The organism is Acinetobacter sp. YH12226 (assembly GCF_013417805.1).
Classification (GTDB): domain Bacteria; phylum Pseudomonadota; class Gammaproteobacteria; order Pseudomonadales; family Moraxellaceae; genus Acinetobacter.
In genome coordinates this window covers 338,857-360,266 of sequence record NZ_VPDG01000002.1, presented here as the reverse complement: position 1 = coordinate 360,266, position 21,410 = coordinate 338,857, and the positions used below count along the sequence as shown (strand labels likewise).

The following is a 21,410-nucleotide window of genomic DNA, read 5'->3' as shown; positions in this document are numbered from 1 at the left end:
TAAACAATCCGATATGTACGAGTTCTCTTTTATAAGATTCTCTATATAATTCAAAGTTAAATAACAATAAACTTTATATTTTTTCTTATATGTGAAGCTTATCCCAAAAAATTTAAAGGAAACTATATACCAGCTCTTATAAGATTGTCCCCCCCAATGCGTACAATGAAGATAAACTGTTGAATGATTTGGATAAATCACTAAATTAATATAAATATTATTATAATATAAAGGGTTAGACACTTTTCCTTTCGACTTTACAATTTCCTTTCGTTGTTAATAATTAAGATACATTTAAAATGCTTCTTTAGAACTATAATTTTGAAAATTTTTTGGTAGCTTCGATTCATTATGACTTTTTATATATTTCTAATACTTATGAATATCGCAGCTATAATGGCAGTGATTGCATTTTTTCATAAGTAATAAGAAAATTACATCTTGGTATTTCTAACCGCAGGCTAATTTTAAATTTCATTATAAAAATAAATTTCTTTAAGTATTATTTTTAGTATAAATTTCACACATTTCTATATAATACCTATTTTAGGCTCCCGTTTATAAGAATTACTCATATATTGGGTATTTCGCATATATATTCTTACTGTTGCAGTAGGTTCACTTCATGAATAATATTAACTTTAATAACTTTGAAGAAGCTGGCCAAGCCATTTTAAAATTCTTATCTCAACGCTTTGGCTTCAAATTGTGGATGATTACTCGTACTGAGGGTGACGACTGGATTGTATTATTGAGTGAAGATAATGGCTATAACGTTAAGCCCGGACAAGTATTTCATTGGGCAGACTCATTCTGCTCACACATGGTACAAAGTAATATGCCTCGTATTGCTCCCTATTCACCTGATATTCAAGTTTACGCAGATGCACCTATAAATCACCTAGTCTCAATTAAAGCCTATATCGGCCAACCTCTGTATAAAGAAGATGGCTCTCTTTTTGGCACTCTATGTGCAATTGATCCCGAACCTCAACCTAAAATTCTTGTTGAAGATGCTCCATTATTCGAGTTGATAGCAAAGGTACTCAGTTATACGATTCAAGCTGATATGAAAGCTGCTGAGTACATACGTAAAGCTGAGCGTTTTGAAATAGAAGCAATGTCCGACCCAATGACTGGACTTTTCAACCGTCGTGCTTGGGATGAGCTTATTATCAAAGAGGAAGAGCGCTGTAAGCGTTATGGTCACCCTACTGCTATTCTTATGATAGACCTTAATGATCTTAAGATCACAAATGATACTCTGGGTCATGCTGCAGGTGATGAGCTCATTCAAAGAATGGCTTTAGCTCTCAAAAACACGGTACGTAGTAATGATATTATCGCTCGCTTAGGAGGTGATGAGTTTGCTGTGATGACCATTGAAACTAACTTAGAGCATGCGAAGAAGCTTGCATCAAGAATTCAAAATACTTTTACAAAAGTTGGAATTAGTGCTGCAATTGGCTTTGCAATGCGTAATCCAACCTTTGGGTTAGCTGAAGCTATCAAAGAAGCAGATGCAAAGATGTATCAGAATAAAGTTATGGTCAAATCGAGTAGCCATTAATTAAACTACTTACCCGATGCAGTCTTTGTATCTGGTAAGGCCTTATCTACAATCTGAAGATGTACTATTGAAATAATTCAATATAACCGAAAACCCTAGAGATTTTTTTGAAATAAAAACTATTATTTTTCATATCATTAAGAGCTTTAATCCGTTTTAATTCTGCACTTAGCCCTATCAAAATTGCGACTTTTCCAACAAAAATCCTGCAGTTTATTCCCAGGTTTTTGATCAAACGGTTAGGATCAACAATTTACTTTTATCATGAAGACTGATTATAAAAATAATAAAAGTCCATGCCAAAAAACCTTAAGTTCGCCAGCGAGCGCCGTAGTGACCAACGTAAAAAAGTCATACAAGCCGAAATGCTGCAGGCCCAAACATTTATACAGATCTATCTGCTCTTACCCTTCTTCTTTAAGGCATATCAGCATCAGCAACATCTTACGATGCGCAAACCCTAGAAGATGTCATCTAGCATGAAGCAAGCGCTGTGCGTGATAAAAAATTGACTGAACCTACACTGCGAATCTGCCTGTAGCTGATCAGCCTATTCCAGCCGAGTACAACGCAAGTGCAGCACTTCAATCAATTTATTAATTTGCGGAACTTTGAGCTGAAATATTTAAGCTAAATGTCATGAATAGACATATCTGCCAGTGCACCAAACTTTTCATCAAACGGCGCTAATTGTTCTTTGACGTATTTGGATCCGCGAAGTTTACGGCCATGCTTATCATAGTATTTATGAAAAAGTGTTTTGAAGGGATAGTACTGTTTTATGCTCAAGTCTTCCGCCATCTGATTGACCTTCGCTTCAAGCATCTTTTGAGCTACCCCTTGCTCACATTCTTTTGCGGTATCACGAGTTGCTGAAGAACGTTTTCCATTGATCATTAGTTCAATGTAGTAGGCCGAACCGCGCTTTCTGGGCTTGGGTAATTTCATGACGTAATTTCCAAAATTCTTGACGTAAACTTGACGTAAATTTAACGGCAATAACTGCATAAAATACGGGTTTTGCAGATAGTGCGGATAACGGCTCACTTTACTCAAGGCATTAAAAAAAGGCTTTAAGCTACTGTTTTCGCTTAAAACCCTTATAACATAACGTTTAGAATCTTGGTAGGTATAAGCAGACTCGAACTGCTGACCTCTACGATGTCAACGTAGTATCTTTATAGTAAAAACAGTAGCTTATTTTGATTTGGGTTAATCTTGGTCTAAACGTGACTTTATCCACAAGTCTTAGAATCCTTGTGCAAGTTGATTATATCATCTATTTTTGAATTAGTTCAGAAAGGAATTGTTAGCATGAAAACATGGACCTACTTTTACATAGAGCACACGATAAACAATGGGGAGATTTTTAGGAAGGAATCTGGGTGGGTATTTAATCTGAAGAGTAATTTTGTGGTTTTGAGTGATATGCTCAATTGAGCACATGGAATATTAAATGTGTTTTTCTTTAACAACTAGTGTAGAGGGTATGTATGTCTAATCAGAATGTTGCTTTTGAGGTCAATGGTGGTGGTAGGAATAAATTCTCTGATGTCAATATAATGGTTAAAGGAGAAGGTAAAGGTTTTGTTTTAAATGATACCTCTGACAATGAATTTAAAAATATTGAAGTTTTTATAGAAAAGGAGCTCTCGTTTTTTAATGACCTAAAATCTGCATTAGAGAAGATAGATGATAACTCTATAAATTCTGCAACCAACAAGCCATTCAAGGAAGAGACTATTGGAAAAATTAACTCAATTATTGAATTACAAACTAGAGATAATCTAAAAAGCAATACTGCTGAATTAATTGGATTACTTGGTAGCTGGATAACAATTCAAAGTTTTTTGTTTCCACAAATTTGGCCATATATAGCTGAATTACAAAAAATCTTATAGGAAAAATAAATGGCGGGAATATACGTTAAAGGTTCGAAAAATGTATTTATATCAAATTTTAAGGCCATCAACTGCGACATAGCCTTAATTGCCGAAGATACACACAATCTAAATGTTAATGGTTTGCAAACAATCAGCTGCACTAAAGGAGCCTTGATAAATAACTGTTGGGATTCTGATTTTAAAAATATAAATATTGAAACCATAGCTCATTTACCCTCTAGTCAGGAGAGTGTTTTGGCTAGGACCGTAAGATACTTTATGTATTTGTAGAAATAAAATACTCGTGTAATTGAATCCTTTTAAGTGTAAAGGAGTTACCACCCCAACACGTATCCCTACATTTACATTCGTCGCAATTGAATGAGCTGTGCAGCCAATAATTATCTATTAAAGTAAAAAACAAAGCCCTCATTTGAGGGCATTTATCTATTTTATTAAACAAGTGCTCTTAATTTTAATAAGTGCGCTTTACGATCTGCCAGACCATTGGTGCCGCCATTGATCCGGCGTGTAATAGTTAGCACATCATCTTTGTCAGCCAAAGCATTCAGGCCACTATCAGACCAGAACTTACAAGCGACCATTAAGCCGATACTTGGGATAGCCACAATTTCAGGATTGTTTTCAAAGTCGATGCCGAGCTGCTGACCATACTTGCGATAGTTGGTACGGCCAGTTAATTGAATTGGACCACGACCTTTAAATCGCTTGCCATCCCCTACTTGTGTATTGCCTAAATCCTTTCGACCTTCATAAGCTGCACCAGATGCGATTTCTTCCATGTAACGGAAGTTGCCGGACTCATGGGCCAGCTGTGCAAGAAAGTGAATAAAGCGAAGTGGGTTGTCCAGGATTCCATAGGTTCGCAAATGGACATTGGCAGCAAGACCAAGTTCTTCAGCACGTGACTGACTGGCACCCAATTTTTTAAATACTGCGGTCAGGGTGCCACGGCCAATAATGCCATCGTCATGCACACCTACTGCTTTTTGGAGTTTTTTAATTTGAGTGGTGTTCATCATCTTTATCCGTATTAAAAAATTTAGGACGTGCACCTTCCTTCCCCCAGATATAAAGCTGTCGGGTGAAAAGTACGAATACAATACTTACCGTGGTGTAAAAAAGAGTTCCGGCTGGGCTGGGTGAGTAGTCATCTTTTACAAAGAGGGCTACCCCAAAAATAATTGACAGCATCAAAAGAAAATCGATGTGCTTTGGTAGTCTAATTTTTGGATGGAACACCATGATTGCAAACGAAACTAGAAATAATACCAATGCCGTCTTACTTATGATTAGCAGCATCTTCATTCTCCTTTTTGACTAAACCAAGAAGTCTTGATCGAGCCAAACTTAATAATGCTTCAGCTGTACTCTTACCAGCAGCACCCAAGACAAAACCAAATAGCTCAGGGTACTTGCCATTAGCAAGAAATAAGCTTGCTGGCTCAGCAAAGACCACACACAAAATGAAGCCTGCAAAGAACCCTATCCAGCGATCCCGGGTTGGCTCCTTACTTAATAGAAAGCCAAAAGTTGCACCCAGCACACCTGTAAAAAGGATGTGTGAATGGTTCTTTATGCTTTCCAATACTTGACTAAGAAAGTCCATATACATCCCCTTTAGCCATACATCCCCCTAAACTTTGGTAATAAAAAAGCACCCAGTTGGGTGCCTTGATTCACTTATACGCCTAACTCTTTAAAACTAAAGAGTCTTTGAATATTAAATATTCTTGAGGTGATACTTGAGATTCAACCTGCAGGTAACTTTGATTTCCATCCAGGTGTATTGTGTCTGATAAGAACTCAGGACATTCAACTACATTTTCAATCTCACCAGATGATTTATCATAAACTGCATAATAAGCCACTTTTATTTCCTCATTGTCATTGCGTGTATGTATCGCTGTGAAACACTAATATTTCCTCCAGTTACGGCAATTAATTGAAGCTGGAATGTGCCAGCAATGCCGGTTGAATCATGTCTTGAAATATTCATAGTTCCTGCCCCTCTAGATTGGTTGTCGATATTCACTGAGTGTGTATGTCCAGGATCGGCTGCAGATGTAAAACTAGAACTATTAACATTAAATGAGTGACTATGAGTTCCAGCGGAATTGGTTCCTGCCGAATCACTGAAGCTGTGACTATGAAAAGTACCGCCTGCATTTGTTGATCCTGTATTGCCGGAAACGCTCACGCTGTGAGAGTGGCTACCTTCATTGCTTGTATTTCCTGAAAAAGAAACCGAGACCCCGTGTGAGTGAGATCCTGATAGTGATGTAGTTTTTCCAACAGTATTGGACTCTAGATAAAACACTTCCAGATTCTCAAATACTACATTTCCATTTTTCAGCACACGACATAGGATTTGCTGTTTAGTATCAAAACTATTAAAGCTAAATACAGCCCCGAAAGTTAAAATCGTATGCCCCATGTCAGCAGGAACGTAGAGCGTTTGAATTGTGGTATACCCCGACCCAACTTGGATTGCAGCCTCAGCAAATGCAGATACGGGTACTGTTACGGCATTGTCTTTGATCTTCAATGTGTCAACCTGAAGATCTCCAATCTTCGAGGTTGTAACAGCTAGATCATCTATCTGAGCTGTTTTTACAGCCAATTTATCAATCTTTGCAGTCTTAACTGCTAAATCTTCAATATGCGAAGTTTTGACAGACTGATAGTCCATCATTGCTGATTTCAAGTAAGCGGACACAGGAAACACTGTACCTGTCACCGGATCAGTGAATGGCGTATTGCGGAATATAAATGGGTAATAACCAGTGCTATTCCCTGAACCAATCGCGAAAGAATCAAAGTTCAGAATGAAATTCGATTCCTTGCCATCATTCACTCCACCCCAACCTGCCACTTTGCCGTTTACGTCGAGTTTGATGTACTTCTGTGCATACAAACCATTAACCGACTCACTAACCTCCTGAACGGTTGCGACGTTATCATTCAGTTGTGTTTGAACAATGTCAGTTCTTTGCGCCTGAGCCATATCACCTTCGATCAATGCCGATTGCAAAGTCCATGTGCCCGCAAAGCCTTCGGTTGAGCCAATCAAGTCATCAGTTGAGCCGATTAATTTTGGATTGACTTGTGCATACACACCGTCAATTTTTGATGACATGATTTGCTGATCACCAACAATAAGCTCAACCTCTTCAACCACTGCGGCAACTGCCTGATCATTGCTTAACTTATAAGCAGTCAGTTGATTCAGAACTTGCTCGTCACCGGCAATTCTTTCAGATCGCTCCTGTGTAAATCCATCTTCTAGATTATTTACAGCCTGAATAATATCTGACACATCACCGTCAAATTCATCAATGCGATCAATTTTGGTTGCCAGATCCTGCGCCAGTTGCGTTTCAGTGATTTTGCCCGACAAAATATCAAGTACGGCAGATGCGTCGGCTGAGGTAATTGCGCTTGCATATTGCGACCACGGGCCGATATTCCCAATACGGTCAATCAAGCGACCACGAAAGTAACGCGTTAGGTTTGGTTGCATCCCTTGAATGACATGGCTGTTTGTTGGGTATGCAAAAAGCCCAAGTTGCGCGGCATTGGCACCATTTGCGGTGCTTGCAATCTCAATTTCCGTATAAGCGGTATCAAGCGCACCAACCGCAGGAAAATTCCAATTTAAACGGTAGCCAAATAAGATGCCTGTCGCTGTAATGTTGGCTAAAGCAGGCGGTAAACCTTGCTTGCCTGACAAAGTTGTGAACATTGAATACGTCGGCAGAGATGCAACGTCAAACGCTGAAATCGCAGTAACACGCGCTTCGTAGTTGCCCGCATAGATACCCTGTACTTCTACTGAGTTGCTGCCCGTAATCGGCAATTTAATCCATGTGCCGTTGTCCTTGCGCCATTCGACTTGATACTTGGTTGCACCTTGTGCCTGTGGCCATGAGATAACCATGGTTTCCACTGCAAGACCTTGTTGCACCATAGTTTCAGAAGTGATTGATACAGACTCGACTGGTGCCTGAACAGTTGGATTAATGATTGAAATTGGGCGCTCATCAATGAAAGCACCGAAATCAATCACATCATATTTTGCTGATTCGTACTGCAGACCAGTAATTGAAAACTGATGCTTCTCATCCTGAGTGATACTCATGATGCGGAACTTCATCGTTTTTAAGTCTTGAGCATCAACGACCCAAACATTTTCTGCTGCAACAGAGTCAAACGCCACTGTAACTGTGACCTTGCGGCCAATTTTCGATGACACAATACGCGCTTGCGCTTTACCATTTTCACCATTTACAACCAGTCGATCGCCTGCACGACACACCACATCGTCACGATCTAAAGTGATAATTTTACGGTCGGCACTGACAGTAGAAATACGACCACCATTGGCCCGACCTGCAAACAACTCATCCGCAATCTCAATCACGCGGCCCGGCTGCGGAATATAACCGTCAAGACCAACTTTAAAAGATACAGTGCGAGTTTCTAATTGCTCAGATTTTAATGCCCAAAGACCCGCTCGTTGTGCTTGGCCTTCCGATGTGCAGCCCCATGCATCAATCTCGGCAATGCGTACACCGAGCTTTGCAATAGCCGCTTCATCACGCACATAGACATACTCTGTCTTATAGTGATTTGCAGGGTTATCCCAAGCCACTTTAGCAACAGTGTGACGGTCACGCGCACGGGTGCCTGAATACTCAAACAAGCCATCAATCACATTGGCGCGTGTGTAAGTAAAGTAAGTGTCTTGCGGAATATCGGCATCACAGACAATGGAATTTCCATCCCAATATGAAATCGCACGGAATACACCAGCCAACTTGCTTAAAATTGTATAAGCATCTTCGGTTGATTGCAGATACACATTACAAGTAAAACGCGGCTCCAGACCGCCTTTGCCGTCATCAATCATTTGGTCGCAATACTGTGCCAAGCGGTACAAGGACCATTTGTCCAACATTGCAGACGTTAAGCGATCTCCTAAAGCATAGCGTTTTGATGTGCAAATATCATAATAAATCCAAGCCGGGTTATTGGTGTAGGCGCGCTTAAATGTGCCATCCCACATGCCTGTATAGGTGCGTGCAACTGGATTGTAATTTGATGGAACCTGAAGCTTAATGCCTTTTAAATCGACTGCAACTTTTGCAACATTGGAAAATGTTTCAGCATCATATTGCAGGCCAAGCAAAGCGGTATTCGGATAACTGAGTTTTAGATCAATCACTTCAGTCAGTGCATCAACGTACATCTTATCGCTGATGTATTCTGAGGTTGAGTTTGGCGTTAATCGACGAACACGGACGGTCCAACCTGTATCAGCCTTAGGTAAATCAATCCGGTGTGAGCGTTCATAATTTGCAGAGGTTTTGTCAGCAATCTGAGTATTTAAAACTTCGGTCCATGTGCCTCCATCAGTTTGCAGATCAATCGCATACTGAATGACGATGCCTTTTACATCGCCATTATCAGCATTCTGCTGACGCAATGGCCCCCACTTAAAGCGCAAACGGATTGCATCCAGATCAGTATTGGTAAGTGAGCGAACCCAAGGCGCTTCAGACTTTAGCTCCACATTGATTGCTGTTTCCGATGAAATATCTGGAAAGCCTTCGATGTGGGTCTGGTCATTGGTGCCATGGCGAAAATCAGCCTGAATATCTTCAAAGTTCCAGCCACCAGCCGGATTTTGTAGCGGTGTCTCTTCCAGATAAACCGATTGCAAGCCACTGGCTAGACCTTCCACCTCCCCCTCAGACAGCCCGTACAGGATTTTTATATAGGTTTTGGACTGAGCTGAGTCTGGTGCAATTACAGCCTTTCTGGCCTTTTGTTCACCTGCTTTTGCGCCTTTAATTACTGCGTTCATAATTTCTCTCAGACAATAAAAAAGGCGCTGTATGCGCCTGTATATTCCTATTGTTTACATCAAGTCTTCGGGGTACTGTCCGGCACTTGCGATGAATCCGCCCACTTCACGCTGACCGTAAAGCACCGGTACCGGATTCCCTTGTGCGACTGTGGTCACTGCACCGCCAAAGCCTTTATTGGCCTTGTTTCCGTCTTGGTTTTGATCTTGAAGTGTTTCAACTTTAGGCATAAGCATCATGGCAATACCGCCAACTGCCATACCAACACCTGCACCAATCAAGGCAACCCCCAGTCCAGTAGATAAGCCGCCAGTAAAGATACCGCCAACAATAAGTATAGCCCCTAAAATGGTCTGGACCACACCACCCGCGCCCTTAACCTTTGGTACCACTTTAATCACTTTGGCACTGGTGCTCATGTCGAGTTCGGTTTCAGAAATATTTTGTTTATCCTGAAAAACTGCAAACTCTAAACCTTGTTCATGCGCATGTAACATGAAGTGCTCAAAACCCGGCACCTGAACTGATAAAGCTCTCATCGCTTCACGGGTATTTTCCACATCGAGCCGAAATTCTTTACCGAACTTCTTGGCTAGAATGCCGTACAACTTAATTGTTTTGAGCATATCGAACCACCTTTGCAACTCGTTCCTGCCATTGCTGACCAAAGATTTCACGCACAGATTTACGACCATACGGATGATGTAAAATCAAAGTGGATCCAATGCAAGGCTCAGTCTTTTCGGATTTAAGCACACCGTTATCACCCAGCCAGATTACCGCATGATTGACATGCTCAGTGCGTCCGACGCGGCACAGCAGCACATCGCCATATTCAGGCTGATCCACCTCAATAAAGCCTTCCTTCTGAAAATTATCCAGATAAAGCGAAGGGCTGTCCTTAGACTCCCACCATAAATCTTGACGCTCATAGTCTGGAATATAAACATCCAGCTCGCGTTTGTAGAAATCACGAACAATGGCATAACAGTCTTGAATGCCGTGAATATAGTTGCGGCCGACTAAAGGCGCTTTATATCCGCATGGCTCATAGACCTGAAATTCAATATCAGGATAAGCACAGATTACCCATAGCTTTTCATGCAATTCGATCTGATTTAAATCAATCTCAGACGCACGTGCAGAAGCATTCGGATGTGAATGTACATAAGCCTGAATTTCGCCCAGATCTTCAGCCTTGGCTAAATCTTCATGGTGAATTTCAAACTGATCTTTGTTATCCGAAATGTTGCGGCATGGGATGTATTCCTTATTCACAATCACACCACAGCACTCGGAGGGATAAACTTCAGCAGCATGCGCCTGGATTGCTTTTTTAAGCTTTGCGGTTAGTTTCATACATCACCTAAAATAATGAACTAGCAGGGAAAGCACCAATGCGCAGAACACTACCCTTACCAAATCGACATTCACACCCGTTTGTTCTTTTTGAGCACTTGTCTAGCGCAGGATTATCTGTAGGCTCATCTCTGTCCGTAAACATGGCTGCGCCTGTATAGCCGCATTGTTCGCTACGATATTCCCATGCGCAGTAATTTGAAATCTGCCGAACCGGTATTTTCAAGCCCTCAAAATCAATTGGATTTGAAAGCTCAAAAGTAACGGCTTGAGCATTTTCGGAAGTCTTTTGTTCGATGTACCAGAGCTGCTCTTTTGCTTCATTTGATGCAGTCGGATTGCCAGTGCTAAAGTTTTCAGCATCCAGATATTTAGCCAGCGTGGTAATGACTTTGAGCTTTGCGCCTGCAAAGTCACCAAACTGTAAACAAAGAGCAGAAACTGCGTTTTGAATGCCACCAATATTGTTTGCCATACTTAAAGTTGGTGCTGAAGCTTTACCATCTGAGCGCATTTCTAGGCCAGACACCTCCAGCGCCATTGGCTCAAAAGTTTGACCTTGCCAGATGATATTTCGCTGCCATGCTTTTTCATTGCCAGAATCAAAAACTTTACCAATTGAGCCTGTGTCAGCACCAATTAATTCAGCTGAGCCGATGGACGTATAAATACGCTCCCATTCTTCATAAGAGATATGACCATGAAAACGTAAAATGCCCGCACCCAAAGCGCGAGCATCTAATTCAAACAACGTAATCAGACCATCTACATAGAGCTTTTGAAAATCACTGTTCAGGGTCATGATAAGACTCCATCACTGTAGCGACTGCTTCGGCCAAACCTGTAGGTTGAAATTTTGGTGGTGCAATTGATTCAGGAATTTGAATTTCAGGGTGTGGCAGCTCCTGTAAGCGCAAATCAATACAGCGACCTGCGGGAATATCGCGTGGTTTGGTCAGATTGGCAACGATATCGCCAGTTTCGTCATCAAATTTTTTGGCATAGGTTTTGACAGAAATGTCATTATTCTCAAGCTGCTCATAGACCACTGCGACTAGCACATTACCATTAGCATCTTTGGGCATTTCTATATACCAACCTTCTTGTGCGAAACCGGATGAACCCTTGATTAGATAGTCACCCATACCTAATTTATCAAAAGCAATATCTTGCAGCTGCGCCTCATCATTAAGTTCAATTTTATCGGCAAACAGTTTAACTACAGGAGAAGCTGCTTTAATAAAGCCATTCCCGTCTACAGTAGTGTTTAGGGTATGGTAGTGTTTTGCCCACTGACTCCATGAATTATTATTTTTCCCTCGTGTAATTAACCCCCCATTAAAGTAATCATGACCAATCACTGTAAGTTGCCCATCATTAGAAAAGTTTCTTGTTGCGTACAGTGACGCATAGAATGCTGGAGGGCTATTAGGGTTTGCTGTAGCTGCGTACAAAACAAAATCACCCGCTGTTAAATTATTTAAATCCCACCCAGCAGGAAGAGTGTCTTCAATATTAATTTGTGCTATCGCTCGCCTGAGGTCCCATACTTGCGCCAAATCACCTGCCCCCAATCCAACCATCCGACTTGCAGCGTGCTGCTGATTGGAGAAGTTTTCATTGTATTTTGCTGCTGCTGAGCGGAAAGTGTCACCGCCTGCTCCGCTTGGTGCTGTTCCTAAATTTGCAGTTTGAATCGCCATAATTTACGCCCACAAAAAAGCCCTCGATTGAGGGCATAAAGTTGATTGAAGTTAAGGTTTAAAGTCTTGGGTGAATGTGGTGGAAATAGACCACATACCGCCACCCAAACTGATCGGCATATAGTCCCCTGCAACCACACGAACCTCGCCATCCAAAGGTGAATCCCAAAGGAAGGAATCAGCACCCTTATGAGCATCGAAAAAAGCTTTAATCTCTAAAATCAAAGCCTTTTTGCCAGTCCTTTTATATGCCCATGTGCCAGATTGATTATTAATCCCAACACTGGTTCGCTGTGTATATCCATCGCCAAAACTGGACTGAAGGACTTTAAAGCTTGATGTTTGAGAGTTTCCATCGAAGTCATTACACCATGTGAATTTTTGATTGCTCATAACTTCGGCCATTCAATATTTATTGAAATAATTGGTCGCGTATCTTTTGTGAAGCCACCTTCTGAAAACTTGTTTCCGGTAAGTAATCCGCCTCGTTGCTGATCTTTCTTGATTGCAGCCTTAATTGAATCACTGATCATTTGGCCAAGGTCTTTAGATGGTTCAGCCTGTGGCTTAACGATACCCACTCGAACACGGTGCTGGTGCTGCTTTACCTCACTATCAATTCGATCTTTGGTTTCTTTTAGCTTTTGTTCGGATTGAAGAAGTTGATATTCTTCGTTAGTCAGCAAAATAAGCAGTCCTTCTTTTTCTAGTATCCAATCCCCATAGCGGATATAAATTTCTTGACCATTGGCTCTCAAGATTGCAACACGACTACGACACCACGACCCGCCTATATATTCAATCTGCCCCCCAAATGCTTTTTGAAGAGCACCATCATCAATATTGCTATTGTCATCGGGTCTTTTGTATTGAATTGCTTTCATGTTTTGTACCTCAATAAGAATGCGCAGCTCAGCCCAAAAACAAAAGCCACTACGAAAATTTTGTAGTGACTTGGGTTAATCAAGAAAGAGGCCGCATATAGGATTAGGGAAATAACTAGGGCTAGTGATATAGCCATTATCGTTTTCATTTAGATAACAGGCCTCCTTGGCGTTGCTCTTGTCGAATTACCGCACGGACTGCATTGCCGATCATCTGGCCGAGTTGCTTTTGATCCGATTGGTTAGATTGTGTTGTTACGCCTGAGTCGGTGACATGCACATTAATTTCCACGTTGCCGCCACCATTCTTCTGATTAGCAATCATGCTCTTCAAATCGGCATTCGTTCGACTATCAACAACACGTTCACCCTTATCCAGAAGCCATGTGCCTTCTTTCGGGATATTGTCGATACCGTCATGGGCCATGCCTGCAATGGTTTGACCTGCGATTAGGCCGACGTTAGCGTAGCCCATTGCCAGCATTGCTTTAGAAGCTGAAATTTTGGCACCAAAGAAAGGGATTGTTGCATCAGCGGCCACCTGTGTGGCTGCTAAATGTGTGCTTACCAAAGCAGATCCAATGGCAAACATTTGCTGCATCAAGAACATGGCCTTAAACGCACCAGATTGCTCACCCTCACTATCCTTGACCGCTTGAGTCATCTGCGACCAAGTGTTTTGAGCTTGACCTAAAAGATTGCCCCACAAGCTCAACTGACTCTCGTACTGAGTTTTTGCTAGATCTTGCTCTTGTTTGCTGTACGCCTCAGATAGTGCAGCCTTGTTTTGCAGATAAACTTCGTAAGCCTGTTCGAGCTGCTGATACTTTTCAGTATCGGTAGTGTACTCATCATTCTGAATACCTTCCCGCGCAGAATAAAGGTTATCAGCAAGTTGTGAATAACCATCTTGCTGCTCATTACCCAACTGCCATCTTTGATATTCCTCTGGATTCATGGATGCCCTAGCGCTGGCTTCCACCCCCATCTGAACCATGGCACCCAAAGGCCCATTCATCATGGCAAAAGCATTTTGACGCGCTAGAATAATTTGCTGATTAGCCTCATTCTCAGCCTTAACCCGCTCATCCTGAGCCTTAATCCAGTTAGCCACATCATCTTCATAGGCCTTCTGTTGAAGCCCTAAAAGACGGTCGCGCTCTGTTGGATCAGTAGCAAAAGCTTTTTCGATCTCCTTGATTCTTTCTTGGTTATCGTATTCAAGATTTTGCCATTCGTTGTAGTAGCTGACTTGAATAGCCTTCTTGGTTTCAGCCAGTTCTTTCTCAAGCTTTTCTTGCTCAGCTACGTGCTGCTCTAGCTCCTTCAACCAGTCATCAAAAGAATAATCTTCTGTGAACGAAACACCGCTGGAGCCACCTAAATAACCCTTGATGTTTTTCACATACTGGCGGTTTACCGGGCCAATATTCGTGCCACGCTGAACATTGCCTTCACCAGCATGGTAGGCGCTCACAGCCTTATCGAGATCCCCCTTGAATAAATCAAGAAGGTAGGCCATGTACTTGCCAGCACCCTCGGCTGATTGCGCAAGGTTGTAGCGATCTTTTACACCGTACTGTTTTGCTGTGCCTTCAAGAAACTGGAATCCACCAGCGGCACCAGAACTCTTGTTATAGGCGTTCGCATTGCCTCGCGACTCCTGCATGTGAATAGCAGACAGTAATCCTTCAGGGAGTTTGTTTTTAGCCTCAATTGCAGCAAAGTTATACTTGGCCGCATTTGCTGCAACTTTGGCATTCACCTTCATTGCATTGCCAGTAGCTTCAAGTAGTTTTTTGCTCTTTTCCTCCGCCTTGTTGCGCTCATCGACAGCATTTTTGGAGCGCATGATGGCTTGATATTCCTCGCGAAGTTTAGTCTTCAGTTCGTCTTTTAAGACCTTTTGACCTTTCGCATTGGTAACAATCGCACCTTCAACATTAAGGTACTTTTTAGCCAGCTCGATCATAGTGTCGTTATAGCCACGACTTGCTAGAGCAGAAGTAATTGCTGAGTCTTTAATGGTTTGGTTTGATTCCTTGAGGAGTTTTTTAATAGCCTCACTCAATTGAGCCACGCCAATCGCCTGCTCTTTCGCCTTTTGGGTTGTGCCAGTCATCGAACTGGAAAGCGCATCTTGAGCAACTTTTGCTTCATTCAGTTTTTCTTTATTGCTGGTAAATGCGCCAATAAGTGTACGCACCTTAGATAACTGGTCATCAGTGAGGATATTCACCTCTTTGATCGACTTGTAGTAGTCATCGGTAGAGATTCGCCCTTGTGACAATTCGCTATTCAGCTTTCTAAAGGTGGCAATTTTATCGTCAGCAATGGGTAGGCTTTCCATGAATGAAAGTAAGTCAGATGACGCTACTCGATATTTCAGACTTAATTCTTCGACCTGATCTGCTAGCGCTTTAGTTTCATTATCTCGCTGAAGCGTATTTAATTCTCGGTATTTTTCGATTAGCTCACCAACCGATTTTCCCTGAGTATCAATTGATGCGGTGGCCTTATCAGCATTGTCTTTCATTAATAGGTAGCCAGCTGCTACAGTTGCTAAAGTTACACCAATGCCTACAGGCCCGCCTAAAACACCTAGCACACCAGTATTGGCTACGGCTGCTGCTTTTGCTGCTGCCGCTTGCTGGTAGGCTGCTCGAGCATTTGCCATCATCGCTGTTGTTTGAGCATTCGTCACACCCATGGAGCGAACCATGGCAGCTGTAGCAGCCAGATTGGATTTTGCCACATCATAATCAGCCAAAGCCTTACTTCTTGTTGCCAAAGCATTTGAAACTTTTCCAGCTGTGTCAGCAATGGTCGCCTGTGTTCCTTTGATTAGAACGGGAATATAAGTTCCAGCCCAATATGCACCAGCAACCATTGCGACATCGACCAAAGCATCCATGTTCTGGGAAAGTAGGGTAATACCCTGTACAAATGTTTTGGATGCGCCGGTAGCTGAATCAAACTCCCCGACCATTTTCGTAACTTCGGTGGTGATCAGGTTAAAAGAGGCGGTCATAGTGGTATCGGTTTTGGAATACAACTCATCAACACTATCACCCGCTTTTAATAATGCCTCGGTGATAACTTGGCCTGAGAGTTTCCCATCTAGCATCATCTGACGCAGTTCGCCACGAGTAACGCCCAGACCTTTTGCCATGGCATTTAGTAAGCCACCAGCACCATCAACCAGGCTATTATATTCCTCAGCCCGAAGAATATTCCCATCAAGAGCCTGCCCAAACTGAAACAAAGCCCCCGCTGCTGCTTCAGTTGTAGAGCCACTAACAGCCACCGCTTTTGATGTAACCTCGGTAAGCCGCGCTGTCTCCGCTTGAGTCAGGTTTAGTGTTTTGGCATTGGACATATATTTAGAATAAACACTATTGACCGCATCCCAACTTGACGCAGTAGCTTGTGCAATCTTATAGGTGTCATTCATTGCGGTATTTAATTCAGCCTGTCCACTGGTCACAAGCTTGAGCTGATTGACGATGCCCGTGTAACTATCTGCATAGTTTTTAACTTGATTAATAGAGAATGCAGCGCCTGCTGTAGCAGCTAATTTCCCAAGCATGCCATTCATGATGTTTACGCTATTACTGGCCCGCTGCATTTCACGTTCTGCTGAGGATGAAGCTTGGCGCATCCCTTGTGTAAAGTTGCCAATTTTTGCAACCAGATCAAGAGTTAGTGTTCCGAGTTTTGTAGCCATAACCTTTCCTCTAGGCGTAAAAAAACCGCCTAGTGGCGGTTAGTGGATTTTATTAATTTAGCCCTCAATGATGCTTATTTCACCCTTGCCTTCTGGTGTAAACACGCATCTAGCCTTGGCTGGCAATTCTGCCCCAAAACTGTTTTTTGCATCAAAACCAAGCATAACAACCACATTACCTGTTGTGGCAGCAGTAAAACCGCTGCTATCTAGTAGCTTGAAATTTACTGAGGTTGGGTATTTAGCATTAGCTTTCACCATGTCGCGACACCTATCGAATGCCTCGGTTTGACTAATTGCTTTTTGAGTTTGTGATTTAATTTCTTTCGTGCCAACTAAATCTGTCTGCGATACATAAAATCGCTCACCATTCACGCAGTCCACAAAGAAAACTGCTTCTTTTTTTGGAGTGCTTCTATTATCAGATAGCGCCACCATATCAATAGAATCACACGTATTTGGTTCATTTGCTATTTTGTGAACTGCTTGTTTTTCAAGCTCCGAAATCCTCTTAACCCAATCCTCACCCCATTCAGCATAGAGTCTAGGGAACTGATCAATAGAGTAATTGTTATATGCATACTGGCTAATTTTTTTAGGGCCTGATTGCTCGCTGGTATTGGATTTTTTAGGGCTTTCTACTTCCCCACCACACCCCAAAAGACCAATAGCCAAAGCTAATAAAATGATTTTTTTCATACAAGGACCTTAAACTTCTTTTATGTATTTAGCAGAATTTGCAACTCTAGATGGTATATCCAATCTTACCCCGAAGCTATGATCTTTGCTTCCACCACCAACAATCACAGCCCTAACATAGACTTCTGAGTTATCAGGCATATTTAAGCGCCCCAAAAGTTTTACCCAACTCTCGGCATTATTGCGAGGGAAATAACCAACTGTTAATCCGCTGATGTCTACCCTGCATGCGTTTTTATCGTGGCTGTTATTAATATCCCTGATAATTTTTGCCTCTACTTCGGTAAAGCAACCCTTGCCCTCTCTTTTTACAGCAAACCGCTCAATATTGGATTGGTAGTGTGATTCACCAACAATTTCGAATGGATAGCTATCAAAATCATGCGCACAATCATAATCAAGTCGGAAAATTCTCTTAGGGGCAATCTTATTCTCATCCTTTTTTCTAGTGCTCCCCATTGGGAATGGTGGTGGTAAACTTCTACCGCTCACTTCCTCTTTACCTCTATTTTGTTGGGTCTTGAGAAATTCTTGAGTCTTGTTTTCCACCGGAATGCTGGCTTTCCTTGCCAAGAAAATTGCACCGATGACCACTACAATAATTATTAATATAAGCCACATACTCAATCCTGAATATTTATTATTCAGACCAAGATACTAATTATCAGGTGAAAAAGAAACCAATCTAAATTGATTTCTTATTTCCCAAAATTCTCCACCAGATACTCCTCAAGATTCTTTTCTACTGGTTTTTCTTCATGGGTCATTAGGTCATGCAGTTTTACATTCTTAACGCCTTTCAGCATTAAAATAGACTGGTGAATCCTTGCTAGCTCTTGCTCGAATCTCCTTCCAAGGTTGAGACTTCCGTATTTTCGGATGTAGGCGGTGTATTTTTTAATTTCTCGGTATGGGAGGTCGGCGATTTCGCTGTACGTTTTACCGAGCGCGATGCTGATTTCGATGAGGATTTCGTCATCTTGGTTGAGTTCAGTTGCTTTCCCAATACGTTAATATCCACAATTTTTGACCATAGTGCATCTACTAAAGCTTGGTTGAAATGGGTGCGGATTTCATCTTCAGTGAATGCGAGTTGGCCTTTTTCATCACAAATAACACTCGCCAAAACACCAGCTAAGGCCTCTTTGTTTTCACCATAGGCTTTCATTTGGGCTACTGCTGTGCTGTAGCTAAATGGCAGAATATGCGTATCAAACTCTGCATCTTCACCAGCAACTTTGATTTGGACTGTCACATGCTCCGGCTTACCCATTAGTGCGCCAGACTTAATGTCTTTTAAAGTTAATTTTTTCATGATTCACCAAGAAAGCAAAAGGCCCATATAGGGCCTTAAATTAAACAGTTGCTGGAGTCAGGGTCACGCCAGTTGAGCGCTGTAAAGTGAACTGGTAGCCCACAATGGAATCCGCTTCAAATGTTGGTACTGCTGGAGTTAGTGCGCCTTTAAATGACCAGAATGAACGGCCAGTTGGTAGAGCTACAGCATTTGTAGCTACTGTTGGCGGAGCAACTGAATCACTCGCACCAATATAAAATTCAAGTTCGGTGCGATTTTCTGCCCATTGAATAAGCTTTAGGTGTGAGTCGTTTTCTGGATCAAGTCGAATTGAAAGTGAGCCATCACCCGGATCAGATAGCCCCGGCATATAGGATTTGGATTTCGTTTCTTCAAGACAGGTTGTTTCAATTTTTGAAGTACTGTCACTTCCCAAGTCGATACCGGTTACACAGACAAGTTGCGTAATGTCGGTACCATCAAAAGCAAAGACGTTTGTCCCTTGCGTGCGTAATTCTGCCATTTGCGAGTGCTCCTCAATTTTAGGCATAAAAAAAGCCACCGAGTGGTGGCATTGGTTTGAAATAATTAACCCCGCACTTGGCAGGGTTTAATGTTTGTTGGAATCTATGGTTTCGCCTTGCATGCCTCTGCATAATTTCGAGACGCTTTCGGCATGCAGCGTGATGTGTCGATGGTTTGGCTTGGTTCGTTCGATATCAATAGCTATTAGCATTGCTGCGCGTAGGCTTTCTGCCGGCTCTACACTTTCAAAAATGTAGGTGTCGTTATGAACAACAATATCGGCATAACCATCTTCTTCTGTGCTTGGTCTGCACTCCACCACAATGTAAGCAGGAACATTATTTGTCATTATCTTTATCCTGATCAAAATCTAAGGATGGTTGCGCCTCCTTAATCAGTTCATCTAATTCTTTTAGTAATGCTGGCTTGGTTTGCTTGCCATGGATTGATAGGAAGCTTGCTGCACCTGATAAGGATTGCGTAATCAGCTCAAGTTGCGCTGAAAGCTTACCAATGCGCACCTGTAGCCCATCTTTGAGTTGACGAGCCAATTCCTCTTGCTCGATGTAGTATTTGCGGATCTCATGACCTTTTTTATTGCGCTCCATCATCCCAAGGTGTTTGGTCATATCCACTGAGATGATGTACTCAATTAGGTTTTGTCCTGTTTTTGAAAGCTCCTCTTTTTTGAGGAGCTTAATAAAATCAAAATTCTCTTCAAAACCACATTGTTTAATGCGTCGCTTAATCCAATCCGAAAAGTCCGTCTTAACCTCTAGCATTTTATGCAGGTCACGCGCATTCACACCGAGCTGAACTTTTCCATTTAATTCGACTTCGATAAATGGAGTTTGATTTTCATTTTTTACGATTGCATTCATTGATCTGCTCCGACTACTCATTAAAAAAGAAACACTGGCAAGAAGATGCAATGAATAGTCGAAACGACCATCTTCTTTTCGGGGATCAGCCTAGCCAGTGGTTTGCCTGAAAACAGGCATAAAAAAACCGCCCAATAAGGACGGTTTGATTAAGTGGTGAAGTTATCTGTCTAAAAACCAATTCGCATCAAAACCGCGACCAAAAATATTGGTATCGGCAATACGCTCAAAATGGTTCGGGTGAATATTGGTGACATAGCAATGTGGCTCTAAAGCTTTTCGTATTGCAGCTCGAATATCAGATGCTCTTTTCTGCTCGGTGTCATAAACCACAATTTGGAATGACACATGATCGGTATTTGCCGGGCAATCTAAATTGTTTTCAGGATTTGCTGTGACCACCGACCAGACTGCGTAGGGATATGGTGTCTTGTGTGGTGCAATATCTTCCCAGACTTTTAAGGGATTAGTGCCAAGCAATGCTGTGACTGCTGAAGCCAATTTCAGTGTCGGAACTACAGGTAAAATGTTCATAATTTTGCGAGTTCCTTGTCTATTTCTTTATTGAAGTTTTCAGCAAAGCTATTGGTCACGGCTTGGATATTGTTTTGCAGTGCTGGTCGCATGAATGGGGTTGGTGGATTGTGCACAGAGCCAAACTCTAACCAACGCCAGTGACGCGTATCACCACCGCTTGTATTGGGTGGATTTGGATTGGAAAATGAAGCACCACCGCGCACACCGACACGCATCACCACTTCATTCTGGTTTCGTGTTTTCCCTGCGGCAATTGCAATATTTTTCCAAATCTTTTCGCTTGTTTGCGGGTCATCAATCCCTTTTGCTGCATTGCGAGCACTATCTCGCACAATCGCCATGGCTTTACGAGCGGAACGCCTTGCAGCATTCTTGATTAAGCGAGGATTGCCAAGTCTTTTAAGTTTCTCCTGAACTTCATCCAAGCCTTCAATGTTGAATTCTGCTGACATGG

Annotated in this window: 23 protein-coding genes; 2 read left to right on the top strand and 21 right to left on the bottom strand. The window is 42.1% G+C overall.

The window, feature by feature from the left end; all coding sequences use genetic code 11:
* Positions 1–625: 625 nt before the first annotated feature.
* Positions 626–1,570: a sensor domain-containing diguanylate cyclase gene (locus FTV08_RS03965; protein ID WP_004646556.1), complete on the top strand. Its 945-nt coding sequence runs from the start codon at positions 626–628 to the stop codon at positions 1,568–1,570.
* Between the two features lie 630 nt (positions 1,571–2,200).
* Here the strand turns inward: FTV08_RS03965 and FTV08_RS03960 are convergent.
* Complete coding sequence (locus tag FTV08_RS03960) at positions 2,201–2,617, bottom strand: hypothetical protein (RefSeq protein ID WP_228127478.1); 417 nt, start codon at positions 2,615–2,617, stop codon at positions 2,201–2,203.
* A gap of 446 nt (positions 2,618–3,063) precedes the next feature.
* On the opposite strand from FTV08_RS03960, the gene FTV08_RS03955 reads away from it, so the two are divergent.
* Positions 3,064–3,471, top strand: coding sequence for a hypothetical protein (locus FTV08_RS03955; protein WP_179995700.1), 408 nt, complete (start codon positions 3,064–3,066; stop codon positions 3,469–3,471).
* 437 nt (positions 3,472–3,908) lie between these two features.
* Here the strand turns inward: FTV08_RS03955 and FTV08_RS03950 are convergent, their stop codons facing one another.
* The 20 genes from FTV08_RS03950 to FTV08_RS03855 all read right to left on the bottom strand — a co-directional run bounded on the left by FTV08_RS03950 (position 3,909) and on the right by FTV08_RS03855 (position 21,408).
* Complete coding sequence (locus tag FTV08_RS03950) at positions 3,909–4,493, bottom strand: glycoside hydrolase family 19 protein (RefSeq protein ID WP_180086730.1); 585 nt, start codon at positions 4,491–4,493, stop codon at positions 3,909–3,911.
* Entirely contained in the window at positions 4,474–4,776 is a 303-nt protein-coding gene (locus FTV08_RS03945) for a hypothetical protein (RefSeq protein WP_180086729.1), read from the bottom strand. The genes FTV08_RS03950 and FTV08_RS03945 overlap by 20 nt, the downstream gene beginning before the upstream one ends.
* Entirely contained in the window at positions 4,757–5,083 is a 327-nt protein-coding gene (locus FTV08_RS03940) for a hypothetical protein (RefSeq protein WP_044112749.1), read from the bottom strand. The genes FTV08_RS03945 and FTV08_RS03940 overlap by 20 nt, the downstream gene beginning before the upstream one ends.
* Positions 5,084–5,165: 82 nt before the next feature.
* Positions 5,166–5,345, bottom strand: coding sequence for a hypothetical protein (locus FTV08_RS03935; RefSeq protein ID WP_180086728.1), 180 nt, complete (start codon positions 5,343–5,345; stop codon positions 5,166–5,168).
* 2 nt (positions 5,346–5,347) lie between these two features.
* Positions 5,348–9,343 carry a host specificity protein J gene (locus FTV08_RS03930; protein WP_180086727.1) on the bottom strand — a complete coding sequence of 1,332 codons (3,996 nt, stop codon included), beginning with the start codon at positions 9,341–9,343 and terminating at the stop codon, positions 5,348–5,350.
* A 54-nt stretch (positions 9,344–9,397) separates the two neighbouring features.
* On the bottom strand, positions 9,398–9,970 hold the full coding sequence (locus FTV08_RS03925) for a tail assembly protein (RefSeq protein WP_180086726.1): 573 nt from the start codon (positions 9,968–9,970) through the stop codon (positions 9,398–9,400).
* Positions 9,954–10,703 (bottom strand): C40 family peptidase, encoded by a 750-nt coding sequence (locus FTV08_RS03920; RefSeq protein ID WP_180086725.1) that lies wholly within the window; start codon positions 10,701–10,703, stop codon positions 9,954–9,956. The genes FTV08_RS03925 and FTV08_RS03920 overlap by 17 nt, the downstream gene beginning before the upstream one ends.
* 7 nt (positions 10,704–10,710) lie before the next feature.
* Complete coding sequence (locus FTV08_RS03915; protein WP_180086724.1) at positions 10,711–11,505, bottom strand: phage minor tail protein L; 795 nt, start codon at positions 11,503–11,505, stop codon at positions 10,711–10,713.
* Positions 11,489–12,406 (bottom strand): pyocin knob domain-containing protein, encoded by a 918-nt coding sequence (locus FTV08_RS03910; RefSeq protein WP_180086723.1) that lies wholly within the window; start codon positions 12,404–12,406, stop codon positions 11,489–11,491. The genes FTV08_RS03915 and FTV08_RS03910 overlap by 17 nt, the downstream gene beginning before the upstream one ends.
* Positions 12,407–12,457: 51 nt before the next feature.
* Positions 12,458–12,799, bottom strand: coding sequence for a phage tail protein (locus FTV08_RS03905; RefSeq protein WP_180086722.1), 342 nt, complete (start codon positions 12,797–12,799; stop codon positions 12,458–12,460).
* Positions 12,796–13,290, bottom strand: coding sequence for a hypothetical protein (locus FTV08_RS03900; RefSeq protein WP_180086721.1), 495 nt, complete (start codon positions 13,288–13,290; stop codon positions 12,796–12,798). Before FTV08_RS03900 ends, FTV08_RS03905 begins: the two co-directional genes overlap by 4 nt.
* Before the next feature lie 145 nt (positions 13,291–13,435).
* Positions 13,436–17,017, bottom strand: a complete 3,582-nt coding sequence (locus FTV08_RS03895; RefSeq protein WP_180086720.1) for a tape measure protein — start codon at positions 17,015–17,017, stop codon at positions 13,436–13,438.
* Positions 17,018–17,074: 57 nt separating this feature from the next.
* On the bottom strand, positions 17,075–17,716 hold the full coding sequence (locus FTV08_RS03890; protein WP_180086719.1) for a hypothetical protein: 642 nt from the start codon (positions 17,714–17,716) through the stop codon (positions 17,075–17,077).
* Positions 17,717–17,725: 9 nt separating this feature from the next.
* Complete coding sequence (locus FTV08_RS03885; protein WP_180086718.1) at positions 17,726–18,337, bottom strand: hypothetical protein; 612 nt, start codon at positions 18,335–18,337, stop codon at positions 17,726–17,728.
* Between the two features lie 208 nt (positions 18,338–18,545).
* On the bottom strand, positions 18,546–19,031 hold the full coding sequence (locus FTV08_RS03880) for a phage tail assembly chaperone family protein, TAC (RefSeq protein WP_180086717.1): 486 nt from the start codon (positions 19,029–19,031) through the stop codon (positions 18,546–18,548).
* 40 nt (positions 19,032–19,071) lie between these two features.
* Positions 19,072–19,536, bottom strand: a complete 465-nt coding sequence (locus FTV08_RS03875) for a phage tail tube protein (RefSeq protein WP_005263173.1) — start codon at positions 19,534–19,536, stop codon at positions 19,072–19,074.
* Positions 19,537–19,623: 87 nt separating this feature from the next.
* Positions 19,624–19,887: a hypothetical protein gene (locus FTV08_RS03870; protein WP_180086716.1), complete on the bottom strand. Its 264-nt coding sequence runs from the start codon at positions 19,885–19,887 to the stop codon at positions 19,624–19,626.
* Positions 19,877–20,419, bottom strand: a complete 543-nt coding sequence (locus tag FTV08_RS03865; protein WP_180086715.1) for an antA/AntB antirepressor family protein — start codon at positions 20,417–20,419, stop codon at positions 19,877–19,879. The genes FTV08_RS03870 and FTV08_RS03865 overlap by 11 nt, the downstream gene beginning before the upstream one ends.
* A gap of 162 nt (positions 20,420–20,581) precedes the next feature.
* Complete coding sequence (locus FTV08_RS03860) at positions 20,582–20,953, bottom strand: DUF3168 domain-containing protein (RefSeq protein WP_180086714.1); 372 nt, start codon at positions 20,951–20,953, stop codon at positions 20,582–20,584.
* Positions 20,950–21,408: an HK97-gp10 family putative phage morphogenesis protein gene (locus FTV08_RS03855; protein ID WP_180086713.1), complete on the bottom strand. Its 459-nt coding sequence runs from the start codon at positions 21,406–21,408 to the stop codon at positions 20,950–20,952. Before FTV08_RS03855 ends, FTV08_RS03860 begins: the two co-directional genes overlap by 4 nt.
* Positions 21,409–21,410 lie beyond the last annotated feature (2 nt).